Source organism: Rhodococcus sp. MTM3W5.2, assembly GCF_001984015.1.
In the GTDB taxonomy this organism is placed as follows: domain Bacteria; phylum Actinomycetota; class Actinomycetes; order Mycobacteriales; family Mycobacteriaceae; genus Rhodococcus_G; species Rhodococcus_G oryzae.
The window spans coordinates 334,065-354,044 of the sequence record NZ_CP019572.1 but is presented as its reverse complement, the minus strand read 5'-3'; the positions used below and the strand labels follow the sequence as shown (position 1 = coordinate 354,044).

20 protein-coding genes and 1 pseudogene are annotated in these 19,980 nt (G+C 68.0%); 7 read left to right on the top strand and 14 right to left on the bottom strand.

The window, feature by feature from the left end; genetic code table 11:
- Nucleotides 1–50 precede the first annotated feature (50 nt).
- The gene (locus BTZ20_RS29350; RefSeq protein WP_317616067.1) at nt 51–659 is read left to right on the top strand and encodes a hypothetical protein; all 609 of its coding nucleotides are present in this window, start codon (nt 51–53) and stop codon (nt 657–659) included.
- An 82-nt stretch (nt 660–741) separates the two neighbouring features.
- On the top strand, nt 742–2,706 hold the full coding sequence (locus BTZ20_RS01670) for a M13 family metallopeptidase (RefSeq protein WP_077040155.1): 1,965 nt from the start codon (nt 742–744) through the stop codon (nt 2,704–2,706).
- A 34-nt stretch (nt 2,707–2,740) separates the two neighbouring features.
- On the opposite strand, the gene BTZ20_RS01665 is transcribed toward BTZ20_RS01670, so the two are convergent.
- Nucleotides 2,741–4,120: a DUF2252 domain-containing protein gene (locus tag BTZ20_RS01665; protein ID WP_077040154.1), complete on the bottom strand. Its 1,380-nt coding sequence runs from the start codon at nt 4,118–4,120 to the stop codon at nt 2,741–2,743.
- Nucleotides 4,121–4,140: 20 nt separating this feature from the next.
- Nucleotides 4,141–5,904, bottom strand: a complete 1,764-nt coding sequence (locus BTZ20_RS01660; RefSeq protein ID WP_077043394.1) for an ABC transporter ATP-binding protein — start codon at nt 5,902–5,904, stop codon at nt 4,141–4,143.
- Between the two features lie 207 nt (nt 5,905–6,111).
- Between BTZ20_RS01660 and BTZ20_RS01655 the strand changes: the two genes are divergently transcribed.
- Nucleotides 6,112–6,561: a TetR/AcrR family transcriptional regulator gene (locus BTZ20_RS01655; RefSeq protein ID WP_083742455.1), complete on the top strand. Its 450-nt coding sequence runs from the start codon at nt 6,112–6,114 to the stop codon at nt 6,559–6,561.
- A gap of 72 nt (nt 6,562–6,633) precedes the next feature.
- Here BTZ20_RS01655 and BTZ20_RS01650 read toward each other — a convergent pair whose 3' ends face one another.
- From BTZ20_RS01650 to BTZ20_RS01620, 7 genes are all read right to left on the bottom strand, one after another.
- The gene (locus BTZ20_RS01650; protein ID WP_077040153.1) at nt 6,634–7,572 is read right to left on the bottom strand and encodes an Ig-like domain-containing protein; all 939 of its coding nucleotides are present in this window, start codon (nt 7,570–7,572) and stop codon (nt 6,634–6,636) included.
- Nucleotides 7,573–7,788: 216 nt separating this feature from the next.
- Nucleotides 7,789–9,000: a serine hydrolase domain-containing protein gene (locus BTZ20_RS01645; RefSeq protein ID WP_077040152.1), complete on the bottom strand. Its 1,212-nt coding sequence runs from the start codon at nt 8,998–9,000 to the stop codon at nt 7,789–7,791.
- A 5-nt stretch (nt 9,001–9,005) separates the two neighbouring features.
- Entirely contained in the window at nt 9,006–9,593 is a 588-nt protein-coding gene (locus BTZ20_RS01640; RefSeq protein ID WP_077040151.1) for an HdeD family acid-resistance protein, read from the bottom strand.
- Nucleotides 9,594–9,702: 109 nt separating this feature from the next.
- Nucleotides 9,703–10,782: a DNA polymerase domain-containing protein gene (locus BTZ20_RS01635; RefSeq protein WP_077040150.1), complete on the bottom strand. Its 1,080-nt coding sequence runs from the start codon at nt 10,780–10,782 to the stop codon at nt 9,703–9,705.
- The gene (locus BTZ20_RS01630; RefSeq protein WP_077040149.1) at nt 10,782–11,828 is read right to left on the bottom strand and encodes an ATP-dependent DNA ligase; all 1,047 of its coding nucleotides are present in this window, start codon (nt 11,826–11,828) and stop codon (nt 10,782–10,784) included. Before BTZ20_RS01630 ends, BTZ20_RS01635 begins: the two co-directional genes overlap by 1 nt.
- 77 nt (nt 11,829–11,905) lie before the next feature.
- Nucleotides 11,906–12,673: an alpha/beta fold hydrolase gene (locus tag BTZ20_RS01625; RefSeq protein WP_083742454.1), complete on the bottom strand. Its 768-nt coding sequence runs from the start codon at nt 12,671–12,673 to the stop codon at nt 11,906–11,908.
- A 93-nt stretch (nt 12,674–12,766) separates the two neighbouring features.
- Nucleotides 12,767–12,979: a dodecin gene (locus BTZ20_RS01620; protein WP_077040148.1), complete on the bottom strand. Its 213-nt coding sequence runs from the start codon at nt 12,977–12,979 to the stop codon at nt 12,767–12,769.
- A 132-nt stretch (nt 12,980–13,111) separates the two neighbouring features.
- On the opposite strand from BTZ20_RS01620, the gene BTZ20_RS01615 reads away from it, so the two are divergent.
- Nucleotides 13,112–13,684 carry a hypothetical protein gene (locus tag BTZ20_RS01615; RefSeq protein ID WP_077040147.1) on the top strand — a complete coding sequence of 191 codons (573 nt, stop codon included), beginning with the start codon at nt 13,112–13,114 and terminating at the stop codon, nt 13,682–13,684.
- Between the two features lie 7 nt (nt 13,685–13,691).
- On the opposite strand, the gene BTZ20_RS01610 is transcribed toward BTZ20_RS01615, so the two are convergent.
- Complete coding sequence (locus BTZ20_RS01610; RefSeq protein ID WP_077040146.1) at nt 13,692–14,840, bottom strand: magnesium and cobalt transport protein CorA; 1,149 nt, start codon at nt 14,838–14,840, stop codon at nt 13,692–13,694.
- 344 nt (nt 14,841–15,184) lie between these two features.
- Between BTZ20_RS01610 and BTZ20_RS01605 the strand changes: the two genes are divergently transcribed.
- Nucleotides 15,185–16,078, top strand: coding sequence for an Ig-like domain-containing protein (locus BTZ20_RS01605; protein WP_077040145.1), 894 nt, complete (start codon nt 15,185–15,187; stop codon nt 16,076–16,078).
- A gap of 74 nt (nt 16,079–16,152) precedes the next feature.
- Here BTZ20_RS01605 and BTZ20_RS01600 read toward each other — a convergent pair whose 3' ends face one another.
- A complete protein-coding gene (locus BTZ20_RS01600; RefSeq protein WP_077040144.1) occupies nt 16,153–16,554 on the bottom strand; it encodes a hypothetical protein in 402 nt (133 codons plus the stop codon).
- A 197-nt stretch (nt 16,555–16,751) separates the two neighbouring features.
- Here BTZ20_RS01600 and BTZ20_RS01595 point away from each other — a divergent pair.
- Nucleotides 16,752–17,821: pseudogene (locus BTZ20_RS01595) on the top strand (DUF222 domain-containing protein); the annotation flags it as partial.
- Nucleotides 17,795–18,151 (top strand): HNH endonuclease signature motif containing protein, encoded by a 357-nt coding sequence (locus BTZ20_RS01590; RefSeq protein ID WP_189636655.1) that lies wholly within the window; start codon nt 17,795–17,797, stop codon nt 18,149–18,151. The pseudogene BTZ20_RS01595 and the gene BTZ20_RS01590, both read left to right, overlap by 27 nt.
- A gap of 119 nt (nt 18,152–18,270) precedes the next feature.
- Here the strand turns inward: BTZ20_RS01590 and BTZ20_RS01585 are convergent, their stop codons facing one another.
- From BTZ20_RS01585 to BTZ20_RS01575, 3 genes are read right to left on the bottom strand one after another with little or no spacing between them, the layout of a single operon-like run.
- On the bottom strand, nt 18,271–18,861 hold the full coding sequence (locus tag BTZ20_RS01585; RefSeq protein ID WP_077040141.1) for a signal peptidase I: 591 nt from the start codon (nt 18,859–18,861) through the stop codon (nt 18,271–18,273).
- Nucleotides 18,858–19,409, bottom strand: a complete 552-nt coding sequence (locus tag BTZ20_RS01580) for a hypothetical protein (RefSeq protein ID WP_077040140.1) — start codon at nt 19,407–19,409, stop codon at nt 18,858–18,860. The genes BTZ20_RS01585 and BTZ20_RS01580 overlap by 4 nt, the downstream gene beginning before the upstream one ends.
- Before the next feature lie 16 nt (nt 19,410–19,425).
- Nucleotides 19,426–19,941 (bottom strand): alternate-type signal peptide domain-containing protein, encoded by a 516-nt coding sequence (locus BTZ20_RS01575; RefSeq protein WP_077040139.1) that lies wholly within the window; start codon nt 19,939–19,941, stop codon nt 19,426–19,428.
- Nucleotides 19,942–19,980 lie beyond the last annotated feature (39 nt).

Sequence of the window (19,980 nt, the reverse complement as noted above, 5' to 3'; positions counted from 1 at the left end):
CGGCCCGGCGCCACCCTCGACCTGGCCATCCGGGTGCAGGATCTGCAGAAGTGCACCCCCGACGGCTCGGGAGGCGAGGTAGCCAATGCCGTCGTGGAGATCTGGCACTGCGACGCGGGCGGCGTGTACTCCGGCTTCGAGTCCGGTTCGCAGGGCGCCGACGGCGCTCCCCCGAGGGCGGCCCCGGTGGGCCTCCCGACGGTGGCCCTGGCCTGCCTCCCGAGGGTGGGCCCGGCGGTGCGGGTGGGAGTGTTCCCGGCAGTCCCGGCGGCAACACGACGGACTACTCCGACGGCTCGTACAGCAAGGGTGACAGCGAGGCGGCCACCACCGACGACGGCACCTACCTGCGCGGAGCGCAGACCACCGCCGCCGACGGCATCGCGAGGTTCACCACGATCTTCCCCGGCTGGTACCAGGGCCGCACCACGCACATCCACCTCAAGGTGCACGTGGACAAAGCCACCGTGCTCACCTCGCAGCTCTACTTCGAGGAGGCGCTCATCGACGAGGTGTACGCGTCGGCGCCCTACAACGAGCACACCGGGCGGGAGAACAACGTCGACAACGCAGGCGACGGCATCTTCGATGAGTCCGGCATGGTCACGACCGTCCGGGACGGGGACGGATATCTCGGCGCCATCAACATCGGGGTGTAGCGCTGCGCGCCCGTGCGCGTGTTTCACCCCTACCGGGGTACAACCCACGCACGGTCGGCGGCGTCGCGGTAGAAATAGAGGCATGACGACGCCCGCTTCCGGAATCGACCTCACCCACCTCGACCAGGGCATCCGCGCGCAGGACGACCTGTTCGTCCACGTCAACGGCAAATGGTTGGACGACTACGTGATCCCCGCCGACCGAGCGGTGGACGGTGCCTTCCGCACGCTCTACGACCAGGCCGAGGTCGACGTGCGGGCGATCATCACCGAGTCCGCGGAGGCCCGCGGCGCGGCGGGCACCGACTCGCAGCGGATCGGCGACCTCTACAGCTCGTTCATGGACGCCGACGCCGTCGAGCGGGCCGGGCTGGAGCCGATCGCGGGCGAGCTCGCCGCGGTCGACGCGGTGAGCGATCTGTCTGCGCTCGCGGGACTTCTCGGTGAGCTGCAGCGCACCGGCGTCTCCGGGGCGATCGGAAACTACGTCGACACCGACGCCAAGGACTCCACGCGCTACCTCGTGCACCTGACCCAGTCCGGGATCGGGCTGCCCGACGAGTCCTACTACCGCGAGGATTCCTACGCCGAGACCCGCGCGGCCTACCTCGACCACGTGCGGAAGATGCTCACCCTCGCAGGCAGGCCCGACCCGGTCACCGACGCGCAGACGATCCTCGACCTGGAGACCCAGATCGCCGCCGGCCACTGGGACGTGGTGCGCAGGCGCGACGCCGAACTCAGCTACAACCTGGTCACTCTGTCCGACCTGTCCACCGAGAATGACGGATTCGACTGGGCCGCTTGGGTATCCGGCCTCGGTGGCACACCTGAGACCTTCGCGGAACTGGTGGTCCGCCAGCCCAGCTTCCTGACCGCGCTGACCGCACTCTGGACGCAGCGTCCCCTCTCCGATTGGAAGGCATGGGCGGCCTGGAAGGTGATCCACTCGCGGGCCGAATACCTGACCTCCGACCTGGTCGCGGAGGACTTCGCGTTCTACGGCACCACCCTGTCCGGCACCGAGGAGAACCGTGAACGCTGGAAGCGCGGCGTCTCCCTGGTGCAGGACCTGCTCGGCGAGTCCGTCGGCAAGCTCTACGTCGAGCGACATTTCCCCGCCGAGGCAAAGGCCAGGATGCAGGAGCTGGTCGCGAACCTGCAGGAGGCGTACCGCCGCAACATCTCCGAACTGGAGTGGATGAGCCCGGACACCAGGAGCGCGGCGCTGGCCAAGCTGGAGAAGTTCACCCCGAAGATCGGCTACCCCGACAAGTGGCGGGACTACTCCGGGTTGGTCATCACCGCGGACGACCTGGTCGGCAACTACCGTCGCGGGTACGCCGCCGATCACGACCGCGACCTGGCCAAGCTCGGCGGACCTGTGGATCGCGACGAGTGGTTCATGACCCCGCAGACGGTCAACGCCTACTACAACCCGGGAATGAACGAGATCGTCTTCCCCGCAGCGATTCTGCAGCCGCCGTTCTTCGACGCCGCCGCGGACGACGCGGCGAACTACGGCGGAATCGGCGCGGTCATCGGACACGAGATCGGGCACGGCTTCGACGACCAGGGCGCCAAGTACGACGGTGACGGCAACATGATCGACTGGTGGACGGACAGCGACCGCACCGAGTTCGGCAAGCGCACCACGGCGCTGATCGAGCAGTACAACGAGTTCGAGCCGAAGGCGTTGCCGGGCCACAAGGTCAACGGCGAGTTCACCATCGGCGAGAACATCGGCGACCTAGGCGGCCTGTCCATCGCGGTCGAGGCGTACCGGATCGCGATGGACGGCAAGGACTCTCCCACCCTCGACGGGCTGACCGGCCTCCAGCGCGTCTTCTTCGGCTGGGCGCAGGTGTGGCGAACCAAGGCCAGGAACGAGGAGGCCATCCGCCGCCTCGCCGTCGACCCGCACTCGCCGCCGGAGTTCCGCTGCAACGGTGTGGTGCGCAACCTCGACAGCTTCCACGAGGCGTTCGAGGTCACGCCCGGAGACGCGCTCTACCTCGAACCCGAGCGCCGCGTCCGCATCTGGTGATGCGCCTGCGGCGCGGTGGTGCGGTCACGGAGCCTCAGGTCTCCGTGACCGCACTACTGCGGCAACGCCGCACTTCCTCGTAGTCCAGCCGGTTCTGCTCGCCGTAGACCACCGCGAACTCCGCGATGGCTTCATCGAAAACGGTTCCGTTGCCCAGGTATCCGGCAATCGCGGCCGGATCACCGGTGCGGGCGTGGGCTCTGGCCAGCGCAATCGCACACAGCCGCGCGTACGCCCGCAGCCCGGACGGGTCCATCGCTGCGATGCTGAAGGAGCCCTTCTTGTCCCGCAACTGTCGGACGTAGAAGTCGCGGCCACATGTACCCGACCCGGGAAACCATCCGAGGAACGGATCGCTCACGCTCTGGATCAGCCGCTGCCCCTCGACCACCCGCCTGCCCTGGTCACGGTGCGGCGAACCGGGAACGTACGGCGCCAGCACCGACGGCTGTGCCTCCTTGATCTGCAGGAACAGTGGGTCCTGGGCGCTCTCGCCCACGAACAGCGCCATGAAGCCGAGCATGCCAACCGATCCGACCCCGACGACCTTGCTGGCGATGTCCTGGAATCGGTAGCGCTCCACCAGTTCCCGCCGGTCCCCCGCCAGGGTCCCGAGATAGCGCTCGAAGGAGGCCCGGAGCAGATCCGTCACCTCCGCATGCCGCTCGTGCGGGAGCCGGGTGATCAGGGGTGGCTCGTCCTTGATGAGGAACCGGCCGTTCTCGTACTTTGCGAACCGCTTGAGCGAGCCGAGCTGAGTTCGCCGCTCCGCCTTGGCCATCACGGCCTCGGCCGCCCCGACCTGACGAGCGGTGATCTGATCCCGCAGCCCGGCCAGCATCGCGTCCGCCTCGATCCGGAGGTACCAGACGTCCAGCGCGGGCATCTGCGCCGCGTGACGGATCGTCTCCCGGTATGAGGTACCCACGATCAGTGCCGCGGCACGCGCGTCCGAAGCACTGTGACCGTTCGTGGTCGCCGACACCAGCACCGAGGTCGCCAGCCGCTTGACGTCCCATTCGAAAGGCCCACGATGCACCTCGTCGAAATCGTTGAGGTCGAACACGAGCCGCCGGTCCGGACCGGCGAACAGCCCGAAGTTCGCGAGGTGGGCATCCCCGCTCGCCATCACCGTCAGGTCCGTTCGCGCGCTGTGCGCCAGATCCCACGCCATGATGGCGGCAGAGCCACGCAGGAAGGTGAACGGCGAGACCAACATTCGCTCGAATCTGAGCGGAACCAGTTCCGGAATCCGATTCGCGTTCTGCCGGTCGAGGATCGACACCGGATCGGGTCGACACGAGGACGGCTCCCACGAACCGTGGGCCCCGCGCGGGATCCGGGCACGCAGATGCTTGCCTCGCCGCCGGCGTTCGGCGGCGGGCTCAGACGTTTCGAAGGCTGCGACGGCCACCGTCCGAGCCTACCGCCGCCCTACACGGCGACCCTGAGGTCGACCCCGATTCGCAACGCGGTGACCAGTTCCCGGTAGAGCTGGTCCGACTCCATCAGCTCGAGATGGGTGCCGCGTGCCCGCACCCGGCCGTGCTCCATCACCAGGATGGTGTCGGCGTCGATGACGGTCGAGAGCCGGTGCGCGATGGTCACCACGGAACCCGTCTGCGACAGCTCCCGGATCATGTCGTGGATGGCGGCCTCGGTCCGCCCGTCCACCTGCGCGGTGGCTTCATCGAGGAGCAGCACGTCCGGGCGGCGAACGATGGCCCGCGCCAGAGCGATTCGCTGCCGCTGCCCACCGGAGACGTTGGTGGAGGACAGGTCGCTGTCGAGTCCGTCCTCGAGCTCACGCACGGTCTCGTCGAGGTGCACCGCACGCAGCGCGTCCCACACCTCCTCCTCGGTCGCCTCGGGGTGGGTGAACAGCAGGTTCGACCGAATCGTGCCCGGCACGATGGGCGTCTCCTGCTCCACATACGCCAGCCGGGAGCGAACCTGGTCGAACGGCAGCTCCGAGTAGGGCACGCCGTCGAGCAGGATCTCACCGCTCTCCGGGTGCAGGAATCGCAGCAACAACGAGAACAGGGTGGTCTTGCCGGCCCCCGACGGCCCGACGATCGCGGTGTGTCCGCGTGCCGGGATCTGCGCGCTGACCCCGCGCACAGACGGCTCGGTACCGGGGGCATACCGGGCGACAACGTCGACCAGCTCGAGCACCGGCACGTCGGGGGACGGCCGCAGCGGCTGGACCTCGACGGCCGCGTGCTCCTCGACCTCCATGTCCTGCACCTCGCGGATCCGGCTCGCCGCGGCGATCCCGGACTGGACGAGCGAGATGTTCTGCGCCATCGCGGTCACCGGTGCGGTCAGCAGGAAGGCGTACAGCAGGAACGCCACCAGCCCGGAGACCGCGAGCGCGCCCGTGCTCACCCGGTACGCACCGAAGGCGAGGATCCCGATGATCGCGAGCTGCATTCCGCCGCCCGCGATGATCCAGACGAGAGCAGTGACCCGAACCGCCCGGACGCTGTGCAGCTGTGAGTCCTTCGCGTCGATGATGATCCGCTCCGCCTCGCGAGCCTCCGCGCGGCTGGACTTGACCGTCCGGATGGCGCGCAGCGCGCCCTCGAGCACACCGCCCAGCCGCCCCACCGACTCCTGCGCCTGCCGCTGCGACTTCGCGACCTGCGGCATGAGAACGAGGGCGAGGGCACCGACGACCAGGAGCGAGGCCACGGTCGCCCCGAACAGGACGAGGTCGAGCATCGCCATCAGGACGAGGGTGCCGATGACGCTGACGGCGCCGTTGAACAGCTCGACCAGGCTGGACGAGGTCGCCTCACGCAGCAGAACGGTATCCGAGGTGACCCGGGTGACCAGTTCGCCCGACGGCCGCGCCGTCAGGCTGCCGACCGTGGAACGGAAGTACCTGCGCACGATGGATTCTCGCGCGTCGTAGACCACGCGCGCGGCCAGCGTGCCGAGCAGGATCCACTGGAAGTACCCGACGACACCGGTGAGCACAAGCACGCCGAGGAGCGTGAGAACGGGCGTGAGCATCGAGCCGCTGCTGCTGAGCGTGTCCAGGATCTGCTTGATGATCATCGGCGTCGCCAGCCCCAAGGCGGTGACGATGATCCCCAGCACCAAGCCCAGGCCGAGGACCTTCCGGTGCGGGCGAATGAAGGACCACAACAGCCGCACGTTCGGCCAGCTCACAGACGCCGGGGAATCACTCATGTCCACCAGTGGAACATTCACGTCCCATTTCTGTCAATGAAAGTTCCATTTGGGAACAACCCACTGCTACCGTGAGGACATGTCGACCGTGACCGTCCCCGAATCGGGCACCAAAGCACGCACCCGTCGCGCCATCCTCGACGCGGCCGTCGACGTGCTCGGCAAGAACTCGGCCGCCCCCTCAGCGAGATCGCGGCGGAGGCGGAGGTGGGTCGCAGCACCCTGCACCGTTACTACCCGGAACGCATCGATCTGGTTCGCGCCCTCGGCGAGGACGCCATCGACAAGCTCCGCCTGGCACTCGAGCGGTCCCGGCCAACCGAGGGCCCCGCGGACGCGGCGCTGCGCCGGATGAGCCACGAGTGCTTCGACCTCGGCCCCCTGCTCTCGCTCATCTTCGGCGACCCGCAAGCACTGTCGAACGCGGCGTTCTGGGAGGGACTCGGCGCGGTCGACGCGCCGCTGCTCGCCCTGATCGAACGCGGTCAGGCCGATGGCACCTTCTCGTCGGAGCTCAAGGTCCGGTGGATCCGCCGGATGCTGTGGTGGTGCCTGCTGACCGGGTGGGAGAGCTTCAACAAGGAGGGCTACTCGCGTATCGACGCGATCGAGTCCATCGACCTGACGGTCGCCCGTATCACCAATCCCGATCTGTAGCCGCGCCATACGGAAGATGCGCGCACGATCACCGGGTGATCGTGCGCGCATCTCGCGCAGTTGAAGACTCCGCTACCGGTTCCAGTCCCCCAGGCCGTCGGAGCCGTTGAGCGTCCCGCCACTGGTGTTCGCCACGATCACCGGGTCGCCCTTCTTCGCGTTCTCGAAGAACCACTTGCCGTCCTCGGTGCTCACGTTCAGGCAGCCATGGCTCGTGTTGGTGCTGCCCTGCTGGTTCACCGACCACGGCGCGGCATGCACGAAGATCCCGCTGTTGGAGATGCGGGTCGCGTACTCGACGTAGGTGCGGTAGCCCTCCGGCGCGTCGATCGGGACGCCGTAGGTCGACGAGTCCATGTACATGTCGCGAAGCTGCTCGCCGACGATGTAGGTGCCGTTCGGGGTCTCGTGCCCGGTCTTGCCCATCGAGGTCGGCATGGTCTTGACCACCTCACCGTTGCGGGTGATGGTGATCTGCTTGGTGTTGTCGTCGGCGGTGGCCACCAGCGCATCGCCGATGTGGAAGGCCGAGCGCGCCCCGCCCGCCTCGACCACGACGTCGGTACCTGCCGGCCAGAACTCGGCAGGCCGCCAGCGCACCTGGCTGTCGTTGATCCAGTAGAAGGAGCCGTCGACCTTCGGGCTGCTGCTGATCTTGATGGCCCGCTCCGCGGTTGCGCGGTCGTCGATGGCCTCGTCGAACCGGATGATGATGGGCTGCGCGACGCCGACCACCTCGCCCTCCGACGGGTTCAGGCTGGGCGCGGAGAAGTTGGCGGGCCCGACCTGCGGCTCCACAGGAGGCAGCGGCGCGAGGGGCGCCGCGGGCGCAGGCAGTCCGGGCAGTGTCGGCAGGGTGGGCAGCGCGATGTCGGGACCACCGGGAAACAGCGGTACCGCCTGCGCGGGAACGACCAGCGCCATGCCTGCGGCCGCGGCACCGATCAGGGTCGTGGCGACCCGATTCGTCCAGCGCCGACGACTTGTGGTCCCGGTCTCGATCTTGCGCATTCACGTCCCATCATCCGACTGCAGAAGAGCTCGGCGTATCCCGCCTTCGCAGGCGTCGCCGATTCCAGTAGACACAACAGGTTCGCCATTGGCCAGGAGGCACTCCGCGCAGACGGCCTGGTCCGACGGCTCCGGCCCAGGTCGCGCCGGTGCGGACCCCGGTAGGTGATACGCCTCTCAGCCGGCGGACCACCGCACCAGCGGCCCGGCCGGGTACTAGTGCCCACGCACCGTTTTCTGCGCCACCGCGCCGAGCCGGGCCAAGCGCAGGTCGCCGAGCGCGGTCAGCGCATTGCCCATCCGATTGGTGACGAAACCGAGCGCGAGGCCGGTCTCCGGGTCCGCGTACGCCCCCGACCCCCCGACCCCGTAATGGCCGAACGCGGCCCTTGGCTGGGCCCGGTTCGCGACGAACACCGGGTGATAGCCGAGCCGCCAGTTCACCCGGGCCCCGAGGACATAGTCGCGCCCGAAGGTCTGCACCTCGCCCATCCGCTCGATGGTGTCGGAGGAGAGGAAGCGCCTACCGTCGATGACGCCGTCGTTCGCGATCGCCGCATACATCTTCGCGAGTGCACGCGAGGTGAACACGCCGTTCCAGCCCGGCATCACCGCGTCGTGCACAATCGGGTCGCGGACCAGCTCGTCGAACCCCTCCGGCATGCCGGCCTCAGCGAGACCGTTGAACGGGCGCAGCCGCGTCATCACCGAGGAGGCCGCGCCCCAGGACACCGCGCCGGGGCTGAGGTGCGGGAACAGCTTCGCGATCCGGTGCCGCTGCTCGGGCGGCACCCGGTACCAGAACTCCTCGACGCCGAGCGGCTCCGCGATCTCGGTGCGCACCACATCGGTGAAGCTGCGTCCGGTCGCCCGCGCCACCGTCTCCGCGACGATCCATCCGTACGTGACCGCGTGGTACCCCGGACCGCTGAGCCGGCGCGGGTCCGGCCGCGCCGCGGCGAGCGCGGCGACCACACGGTCGTAGTCGAGGAGCCCGGTCTTGCCCGGGACCAGGCCCCGGATCCGGTGCAGGCCCGCCCGGTGGGTGAGCATGTCCCGGATCGTGATCCGTTCCTTGCCCGCCGAGGCGAACTCCGGCCAGTAGGTCGCCACCGGTTCGTCGTAGTCGACGACACCTCGGTCGGCCAGCCGGTGTAGCACCGTGCTGGCCACACCCTTGCCCGTGGAGAAGGACAAGGCGACGTTGTCGCGCCGCCAGCGTCGGTCGCGGTCCGCCCAACCTGCCCAGATGTCGAGCACCAGTTCGCCGTTCACGTAGGCGGTCAGGGCTCCGCCGCCGTTCTTCGGATGCCGGTACATCGCGAAGAACCGATCGGCCAACGGCAGGAATTGCGCGTCGACGTGCATCTCGGTCGGTGCGCTCCCGCCGCCCGCGGGCGGGCGGGAGTGACCGCCTCGCCTACTCATGCCGGTCAGACCACTCCCGCGCGCTTGGCTGCGGAGCGGAGCTGGAATGCCCCGGCCACGAACACGATTCCGAAGATGATGGCGAAGAAGCCGACCAGCCAGACGAGGCTACTGACGCCCTCGACCGGGAAGATGACCAGCAGCAACCCGAACAGGACCGCGAGGATGCCCGCGATCAGGAGCCACACCCACTGTCCGCCAACGGATTTCACCTTGAACGAGCCCATGATCTCGAGGATGCCGACCAGGATCGCCCAGAATCCGATCACGTACACGGCCACCAGCACGGTGACCTCGGGCCACGCGAAGGCCACGATTCCGGCGAGCACGGACACGATGCCGCCGATCAGCCACCACACCCAACCGGTGACGATCTTGCGCGCCTGGATCGACCGGACCACCTCGACGAGGCCGTCGACGATCGCGTACACGCCGAACACGACCACCATCGCCCACACGGTGACGCCCGGCCAGACCAACGCAACGATGCCGAAGATGACGGCGAAGATGCCGCGGATCAGCAGCAGCCACCAGATGTCCTTGCCGATCTGCAGCATTGCCTCGTTGCTGTCAACGATAGGGTTCTCCGTCATCGCATCCTCCGATGCTCGTGCGTGCCTGAACAGCTGATTCGGAGCCTAGTACCTCGAGCTCGAAGTCTCTCGACGATTCACGCCGGATCCTCGCGGCGCAGGCGTGACACTATTTCCTGTCCCTGTCCTTGCTCGGCTGCACTCGCTTCGGTTCGCCCGGCATCTTCGGGTACTGCGGCGGATACGGCATGTCGCCCAACCCGTTCGCCGCGTCCCGCTCTGCCATTTCCAGCAGCGCGTCCAGCGAGTACGCGACGTCGTCGATCCGGGCGGCCGGGTCGCCGCGCCTGGCCACCAACTCGGGCACGGTGGCGATGGTGAAGTCGTCCGGCTCGACGTCCGGCAGTTCCGCCCAGGTGACAGGGGTCGATACCGTCGCACGCGGGGTCTTGCGGACCGAGTAGGCCGACGCCACCGTCTTGTCCCTGGCCGTTTGGTTGAAGTCGATGAAGATCCGTTCGCCGCGTTCCTCTTTCCACCACGCGGTGGTCACGCGCGTCGGGTCGCGGCGCTCGATCTCCCTGGCCATCGCGATGGCCGCGCGACGCACCTCGATGAAGTCCCAGCGCGGTTCGATCCGGACGTAGACGTGGATCCCGCGGCCGCCGGAGGTCTTCGGGAACCCGACCAGCCCCAGCTCGTCGAGCAGCGGTGCGACGATGTCCACCGCGACCGCCCTAGCCTCCTCGAACCCGGTGCCCGGCTGCGGATCCAGGTCGATGCGCAGCTCGTCGGGCCGGTCCGGGTCGGTACACCGCACCGGCCACGGATGGAAGGTGACGTTGCCCATCTGCGCCGCCCAGACGATGTCGGCGGCGTGCCGCACCCGCAGCGCGTCGGCCGTGCGGCCGTTGGGGTTGGTGACCGTGCAGGTGTCCAGGTACTCGGGGCGCTTGGCGGGCAGTCGCTTCTGGTAGATCTCCTCGCCCTCGATGCCGTCCGGGAAGCGCTGTAGGTGGGTGGGCCGGTCCCGCAGGGCGGTCATGATCCCGGACCGACCCTCGTCGAAGAGGGCCATGGTCCGGTAGTACTCGACCAGGTCACGCTTGCTGCCGCCGTCGGCGCCGAGCTGCGGGAAGTAGATCTTGTCGGGACTCGAGAGCCGGACGGCGATGCCGTCCACGTCGAGCTCCAGTGCCGGAGCCTTCTTTCTCGTCGGTCGCTCCGCTCCATCGGCGGCCACTGCCATCAGTCCTCCCCCGCCAACACATCGCTCAGGTCGTAGCGCACCGGGACCTCCAGTTGCTCGTAGGTGCATTCACGCGCCTCGCGGTCGGGCCGCCAGCGCAAGAACCGCGCGGCGTGCCGCAGCCGGTCCCCCTCCATCTGGTCGTACGCGACCTCCACCACCAACTCCGGACGCAGCGGCACCCACTGGCGATCCTTGCCCGCCGACCACCGGCTGGCCTCGCCGTCGTACACCACGTCCTCACCCTCGCGGTAGGGCTGCAGCAACTCGAGCATCTCGATCCGCTTGGCCGCGGTGAACGCGGAGGCCCCGCCGATCATGTGCAGCTCGTCGCCGTTGTAGAGGCCCAGCAGCATGGATCCGATACCCGGCTGGCTCTTGTGCGGCCGGTAGCCGATCACCACGCAGTCCGCGGTCCGTGCGTGCTTGACCTTGATCATCTCGCGCTTGTTCGGAAGATAGTGCCCCGCAAGCTTCTTCGCGACCACACCGTCGAGCCCGGCGCCCTCGAAGGCGTGGAACCACTCCTGGGCGAGCGCGGCGTCGGTGGTGGCGGTGGTGACGTGGCAGGACGGGCCGCCGCCGACGTAGTCGAGCAGGATGTCGCGACGCTCGCCGAACGGCCGCTTCGTCAGGTCCTCGTCCCCCAGCGCGAGCATGTCGAACCCGATCAGCTGCGACGGAGTCTGCTCGGCCAGCAGGGTGACCCGGCTCTCGGCAGGGTGGATCCGCTCCGACAACGCCTCCCAGTCCAGCCGGGTGCGGCCGTCGATCTCGCGCGGCACCACCAGCTCACCGTCGAGCACACACCGGACGGGCAGTTCGGCCCGAACCGCCGCGATCATCTCGGGAAAGTAGCGGCCCAGGTCCTTTCCGCTCCGGGAGCTCAGGACCACCTCGTCACCGTCACGAAAGACGATGGCGCGGAATCCGTCCCACTTCGGCTCGTACGACCACACCGGCTCCTCGCCGTCGGGCTGAGTCGGGACCGCAGGCGCGGCCTTCGCCAGCATCGGTTGCAGGGGCGGTGTCAGCGGCAGCTCCACGCACCCATACTTGCGCACCGGGCCGGTATTGGCGAGGGAACGCGCCCTTGCCGCTGCCGATCCTCCAACAGGCGCGGTCACGCGCCGCGCGCCCGTCGGATCGGCGCCATCGTCGGCACCGGTTCGGTGGTCAAGAAGTCCAGGATGATCCGGTTGCAGAGTTCGGGCTTCTCCACCAGCAGGCCGTGCGAGGTACCCGGTACCACCGCGAGCTCGGCATTCGGCAGGCCGCGGTACAGCGCGAGCGCGTGCTCGAGGGTCACCTCGTCGTCGTCACCGACCATCACGAGCGTCCGGCCGGTGGCCCGTCGCAGGTCGTCCACGGTCAGCGTCGGCTCCTCGAGGTGCATCCGGTTCAGCTTCGCGGCCACGACCGGGTGGTGCCCGGCACCGTCCGGTGACACCTCGGCGTACATGTCCGCGAGGAAGGCGGGCGGCGGCTGGTCCGCATCCACGACCCCCGGTTCCCAGCCATCCCTGTGAAAGACGCCCGCGACGCAGACCAGCCGCCGGACCAGATCGGGCCTGCGGAGTGCTACCAGCAGGGCCACGGTGGCGCCGTCACTGCAGCCGAGCAGGTGGACAGGCGCGCGTGGGACCGATTCGAGGAACGCGATGGTGTCCCGGGCCATCAGGTCGTAGGTGATGGGGCCGGGCGCGTCCGGCGTGTGTCCGTGACCGCGACGCTCGGGGGTGAACAGCCGAAACCGGCGGGCCAACCCGTCGATGTTCGGGCCGAAGGCGCGCGCGTCGACGCCGCCCGGGTGCAGCAAGACGAGCGGCTCGCCCTCACCGTGCTCGTCGTACCAGGTGTTCAGGTCCCCCAGCCGCACATAGCCCGCCACCGCCGGCCTCCCTCTGCATCGTCGTCAACGGCATTGCCGTAACTATGACCCCGCGGGGAGCAGGAACTCATCGGTCGGCGCGTGGGAACGCGCTCATTCGGCGTCGAGCCGGAACCCCAGTTTGAGGGTCACCTGGACGTGCCCGATGGCGCCGTCCTGGATGTGCCCCCTGGTGCCCACCACCTCGAACCACTCGAGATTGCGGACGGTCGAACTCGCCCGGGCCACCGCCTGCGCGATGGCGTCGTCGATCCCCTTGCTCGAGGAACCCACGACCTCGGTGACGCTGTAGACGTGATCGCTCATCGGTCTTCCTCACTCGTCGGTGACGGAAACTCCCCGACCAGCGTATGGCGGCCCCGCCGTCGACGGGAGGGGTTTCCCGGTGCGGACGGGACGAGCGGCGGCCGGGCCGGAGCCGGGTGATTCAATTGCACTATGACGCTCAACCGCCTCCAGCGTGGACTCGCCGCCGCGAGCCTGATGCTCGCTGCCCTCACGCTCGGCGCCTGCGGCAGCGACATCACCGGCCGGGCGGTGCCCGAAGCAGGCGGCGTCGTGGCCGACACCCTGTTGCCTGAGGTACCGGAAGCGGACGCAGGGGGCACCGTGGAGATCGACGTCGAGATCGGCGAGTGCGTCGAGCTGACCGGCACGGTCGACGATGCGAACGTGGCGAAGGCCCCATGCGGCAGCGCCCCGGCGAACTACAAGGTGATCGGGAAGGCGCCGACCAACGCGCAGTGCGTGAGCGATGCCGATTCGTACTACTACGAGACCCTGATGGGCGACGAGCAGGGCGCACTCTGCCTCGACATCGACTGGGTGGTCGGCGGATGCATGGATCTGGCCGACGATCAGCCCATCCACATCGACTGTGCGACCCCCACCCGCGAGGGCGTCCGGGTGGCGGAGATCATCACCGACGTCACGGACGTCGAGAAGTGCTCCACCCCTAGCGGATTCGTCTACGACGAGCGCAGGTTCGCCGTCTGCACGGACGACCTGTAGCCGCTCCCTACAGCCAGCCGCGGCGTTTGAAGATCGTGTACAGGGTGATACACGTGAGCGCCATCATCAGCAGCGCCATCGGGTAACCGCCCACCCAGTGCAGTTCCGGCATGCTGTCGAAGTTCATGCCGTAGACGGTGCCGATCAGTGTGGGGGCGAACAGAATTGCCGCCCACGCGGAGACCTTCTTGATCTCCTCGTTCTGTGCGTAACTGGCCTGGGTGAGCGCCGACATCTCCTCGTTCTGGGTCTGCGACACCAGGGTCGCGTTCACCGTGAGGATGTTGCCGAGCAGCTGCCGGAACCCGTCCGCCCGCTCGACCACCGTGGTGGCGTGGTCGGTGACGTCGCGCAGGTACTTCTGCAGTTCCTCGTCGGTGTTGTACTTCTCGAAACCCGCGGACAGCCCACGCAGCATGTCGAGCAGCGGCTTGGTGGCGCGCTGGAACTCGATGACCTCGCGGGAGAGTTCGTAGATGCGCCGCGACACCTTCGGGTCACCGCTGAAGACCTCGGTCTCGATCTCGTCGATGTCGTTCTGTAGTCCGGCGACAACCGGGGCGTACCCGTCGACCACCGCGTCCAGGATCGCGTAGAGCACCGCCTCCGGACCGAGCTTGAGCAGCTCCGGGTCGTTCTCCATTCGTCTGCGCACCGCGGACAGGTCAGGGGATTCGCTGTGCCGCACCGTGATCACGAACGTCGGACCACAGAAGACGTGCAGCTCGCCGAAGTCGACCCGCTCGGTCTCGTCCAGGTAGCGGGCGGCCCGCAGCACCACGAACAGCGTGTCACCGTAGCGCTCGAGCTTGGGTCGCTGATGCGCGACGATGGCGTCCTCGACCGCCAGCTCGTGCAGCCCGAACTGCTTGGCTGCGGCCTGCAGCTGCTCCTCGTCCGGCCGGTACATCCCGATCCACGCCATGGACGACTCGTCCGGCAGGCTGCGCAGTGCCTCGGCCAGGCTGGCGGGCGTCTCGATCCGGGCGCCGTCGCGGTAGACCGCACTGTTGACCACGCTTGCCTCCACCGGCACCACCGCCGGGGTGGGCGGTGTCGGGTGCGGAGCCATCGAGTGCTCGGGGACGATCAGATCGCTCGAGGGGTTGGCGGATCGGCTGGGAAGCAGCGGACGGAAGGGTCGCTTTTCACGCATGAGGGCGGCTTTCGCATGAGTCGGATGCACTGGCGCGTGCCGCGGATTGGAGCGGCGCGGGTGTGATCGGAGAAGTCGCCTGATGTGGGGCAGGGGTGCCCGACGGGGCTAACGGCGACTTCGGTAGGTACTCGGAGGTTGGCTCTTCACGGCAAGCCACACCTCCTCTTCCCTCGACTCTTTCGGACCCCGATACCTTACTCCCCCGAACACGCCCTCGGCACACGTGCGCATTTCACCCCGCCGGGGACGACACAGCGTGCACAATTGTCCTGCGTTCAGCCGACAAGATTGTTTAACCGAAACTGAACGCTTGGGTCACTCGCCCGATTAGGCTCCGCGCCATGAAGACAACCATCAGCGCACCCGGCGGCCGCAAGCGGCTGACCACTGCCTTTGGCGGCGCGATTCTTGCACTGTTCCTGGCAGCGTTCGGTGCACTGGTGCTGCCCGCGGCCGCGCAGGCCGACCCCGCTTCCCTTCAGTACTCCGCGGACAACTCGGTCTGGGGCGACATGTCCCAGATCCCCGACTTCCAGGGCGAGCTGATCCCCGGCGGAGAACTCACCACCACGTTCTACGCCAAGAACCCGACCAGCCAGGGCGGCACCCTGCAGGTGTACCTCGGGAACTGGACGAAGACCGCTCCGGACATGCAGGCGTACGTGCGCGTGGAGGTCAACGACGCCTCGGGCGCCATCGTGGACCTCACCAACAACCTGGCCGCGCCGGGCACCGAGCTCCAGTCGACCCACCTCGGCGCCGGGCAGACCGCCAAGGTGATGCTGGTGGTCGGCATGCCCGCCGATGCAGGCAACGAGTCCCAGAACCAGTCGGTCAACCCGGACTTCGCGCTCGACTTCGAGCAGGACGCCGCCGCGGTCGCAACCACCACCACGCTGACCGGACCGGCCACCGCCAACTCCACCACCGCCTTCGAGCTGACCGCGACCGTGGCCCCTGCCGGCGCCACGGGCACCGTCCAGTTCAAGGACAACGGCGCCAGCATCGGTCAGCCGGTGCCGCTGACCAACGGCGTCGCGAAGCGTACGCAGATCCTCACCACCGCAGGCGCGCACAGCATCACCGCCGTCTACAACGGTGCCGACGGCTTCATCGTCTCCACCTCCGAGGTCCTCACCGTCACCGTCACCACCACCCCGGTCGAGCCGGGCGCCGGCTCCGCCGGATCCTCCTCCGGCTCGCTCGGCGATTTGGGCAGCATCTTCGGCTCGTAATCGGCCGAGCCCCAGGGCTTCACCGCAAAACGCCCCTCACCGCCACGGTGGGGGCGTTTTGTGATCAATCCAGGCTATTTGTCCTTCTTGAACCAGCGCCGCTTCGGAGTACCCCGAGCCAGTTCCATCGTCACGTCAATGAAGGACACCACGCTGTCCTCTGGGCCGTTGTCCACACGCTTGAACGCTTTGCCGATGGGGTCTCCGAATGTTCCGCCGGGGAGTTCGACACCGGGCCAACCACCGAGTTCGGCGGGCGGCTCAACCCATCGCGCTCCAGCGTGGCGAACCAGGAGTTCGCCGAGGTAGCTGCCGAACTTGAAGACGAGCTCTGCGAGGTCGTTGCTTCCGCCCTCTTGATCACGAATCTCCCCGAGGTACATGTCGATGTCGCGGGTCGATGCGATCGTGAAGGGAAGGTTGTGTCCGGTGTTGGCGCGAACGGAGTCCGAGCATGCATGCGCGATAAGGGGCATGTTTTCCACGGTCGGGGGCGCGGGGAGCCGAAGGGGACGACCGGAGTACGCGTCTGGGACAGAAACCACGAGCCGAAGCTACCCGGTTCGGCAGTCACGGTCGGGATCAGCGTCTGGGGTTGATCGATTGCGAGGATCTCCGCGGGGTCAATCAACGCGGCCTTGTAATCGAACATATGTGCGAGTAAGCTTCGAACATGGATCTCGACGAGATGCTCACCGCGCCACCGGATGTGGCCGCGTGGCAGCTCGCGGAGGCCGAACTCCTCAGGTTGATTCCCGAGCTTTCGTTGCGGATGCGGCAGCTCGAGGCGCTGCGGGTGCGTCTGATGCACCAGGTCGATCAGCGGTGCGTGGCCGAACAGGTCGGGGCCTCCTCCCCCGGCAACTGGCTCGCCGGCGCGGCCACCATGACCCCCGGCCAGGCGAACAAGATCGTCAAACTCGGGCGGGAACTGGCCAATCATCCGGAGGTCGCCGCCGCATTCGACGCCGGCGACACCGATTACGACCAGATCCGGGTGATCGTCGAACTCCTGAACAAGGTGCCCGACCCTGATGCCCCGGCCCGCTCCGACGACAACGCCGCAACCGAGACCGACAGCGACGCTTCCGGTGACGGCGACGGCGACGGCGACGGCGACGGCGACGGCGACGGCGACGGCGAGAATGTGTTCGACATCGTCGGAACCGACGCCACCCGAACCGAGGCCTGCGCCCGCTACCTCCTCTACGCCGCCCGCACCGAAGACTCCACCACCCTCGCCCGGCGCGCGAAGGCACTCGAGCTGATCCTCAACGGGGACAAGAAGAACCCCGACTCCGAGAACACCGAACTCAACGAATTCCACGCCTCACCCGGACTCGGCGGCCGCGTCCACCTCAAAGGACACCTCGACGCCGCCTCCGGCGAAGCCCTCCTCACAGCACTCTCGGCACTGTCCAAGCCGCGCCCCGGAGCCGACAACCGCGACGGACAACACAGCAAAGACCAACGCACCCCAGCCCAACGCCGAGCCGACGCCCTCACCCACATCGTCCGCTCATATCTGGACTCCGGGCAGGCGTCCATCGAGGGTGGCGAACGACCGCACATCAACGTCTTCGTCGACGCCGACGACCTCGCCGCCACCACCACAAGGGGCGCCGGCGCGGACCGGCCTGGATGCCCTGGTTGGGGCCGATCTCGCTCGACCTCGCCGCCCGAATCTCCTGCGACGCCGACATCACCCCCATCACCATGGACTCCGACGGCAACCCCATCGACGTCGGACGCACCACCCGCCTGATCCCCCGCAAACTCCGCCGCGCCCTGGCCGCGCGAGACTGCGGCTGCGCCTTCCCCGGCTGCGGACGACCCGCCGCCTGGACCGAAGGCCACCACATAATCCACTGGTCGAACGGCGGACCCACCAACCTGTCAAACCTGGTACTGCTCTGCCGCTTCCACCACACCACCATCCACCGCGGCGACTGGACCGTTCACATCAGCAAAGACGACGGCCACCCCTGGTTCACCCCACCCGCCTGGATCGACCCCCAACGAAAACCACTGCCGGCACACAACCGGCGCAACCAACTCACCTTCGCCGCCTAACAGCGAAACCACAGGGCACCGCCCGACACCACCCAGAAACGGGAGGCGCCGGCGCGGTGCCCTGCGCTGTCGGTCTTCGCGCCCTGCGGCACATCGGCGGAACGGTGAGCGGGTTCGGTTTAGGCGTCAGCGGGCTTGAAGTCGTCGGTGGGCTTGGACTTGTCGCGCGACCGTTCCCGGAACGCGCCGACGAACATCCACCCGGCGTAGAGGAACAGCCCACCGACCACAACCGTGATCATCAGCGCCCGCTGCTTGCCGGTGATCAGGCTGTTGACGTATCCCATGTAGGGCACGCTGTACCAGACCTTGCCTCGAACCTGCTCGGGAACAACCGGATTGGTGTCCGGCGATGGGTTCGCGTCACCCTGGGTGACGAAGGTGGTCTCGCCCTGCGAGTTCTTGCGCACCATGGTGATGCGATGGGTGACCACCTCGGGCTTTCCCGATTCCTTCTGGAATGTGATCGCGTCACCCGCGATCAGCGCTGCCGGATCCTGGGGCTTCACCACGATCAGGGTTCCGGGCGGATAGGTGGGCACCATCGAGCCCGTGAGCACGGTGTAGGGCGTCGACCCGGTGAGCCGCGGGATGACGATCGTCAGCGCGAGGATCGCCACCAGCACCAAGAGCAGCAGCCACGAGACGATGCTCTTGACCCAACCCCACGCACTGGTGTCCGGACCGGCGTCCTGCACCGCGTGGCTCATCGGGATTCGGCCGCGAACGTGAACGTCGCGGTGGTGCTTGCGCTCGGCGCCGCCGCGGCCCCCACCGTGCCCCGCAGGCACAGCACTTCACTCGCGCCCGGCTGCACCGTGCGCCACTCCGGCGCGGCCGGGGCCTGCGCACCGATCATCGCGCCGGCGTAGAGCTGCGTCGCGCCTGCAGGGTCACCCTGCGCGGGACACGCGGACTCGGAGCCCACCATCGAGACCGTCAGCTCCAGCGGCACAGCGGCATTGGACTGCGCGGCATTCTGCAGCCGGTACTTCATCAGCACGTTGCCCGAGTTGTAGATGGTCACCGGCGCCTGGGCATACGCCCCTGGCATCAGGTTCGCCCCCGCCAGCGCAGAGAAGGGGTAGTTCGTGGTGCCGCCCTGTCCCACAGACAGATCCAGGATGCCCGCGTGGATCGCGCCTGCATCGACGGCCACGGACTTGCTCCACAGCGCGCCGGTCTGCTGGGCCGACATCAGCGCCACTCCGACGACCGCGGCGCCACCGATCGCCAACCAACGAGTCTTGTTCGACATGGTGCCTACACCTGCTTCAGAGTGACGTTGAAGTTGGACAGATCGATCTGGGCGGTCTGCGCCGTGACGCCCGGGTTCCCTGCGCGAAGTTGAAGGTCACCTTCACGTCGACAACCTTTCCGTTCTGCGCGGGCGTGATCACGGCACCCCCAGCGCCCGACGGGAGCGGTGCCCCGTTGACGGTCGCGGTGACGGCGGTCGTCATCGCGGCCTTGAGCGCCGGGTCGCCGGTGATGGTGGCGCCGTCGACGGCGAGGTTCGCCCGAAGGTTGGTGCCCTGTGCGGTCACCGTAAAGCTCGCGGTATAGGTGACGACGTCACCCGGCACCGCCCGGAAACCGGTGATGGAGACGGCGCCGTTCTGGTCTTTCCAGTTCGGCGCGCCGCTCTGCGTGAGGGCGAGCGCACCGGCACCCACCCCACCGCCGCCGATGCTGGCACCCGAGTTCCACGCCGCCAAGGTGCCTGCACCGCCGGCCAGCAGGACGGTCGCGGCCCCAGCCGCGATCGCGCCCTTCATCTTGTTGTTCATCTGATGATCAGCTTTCGTCGGAACCCCGTCGGGGTTGGA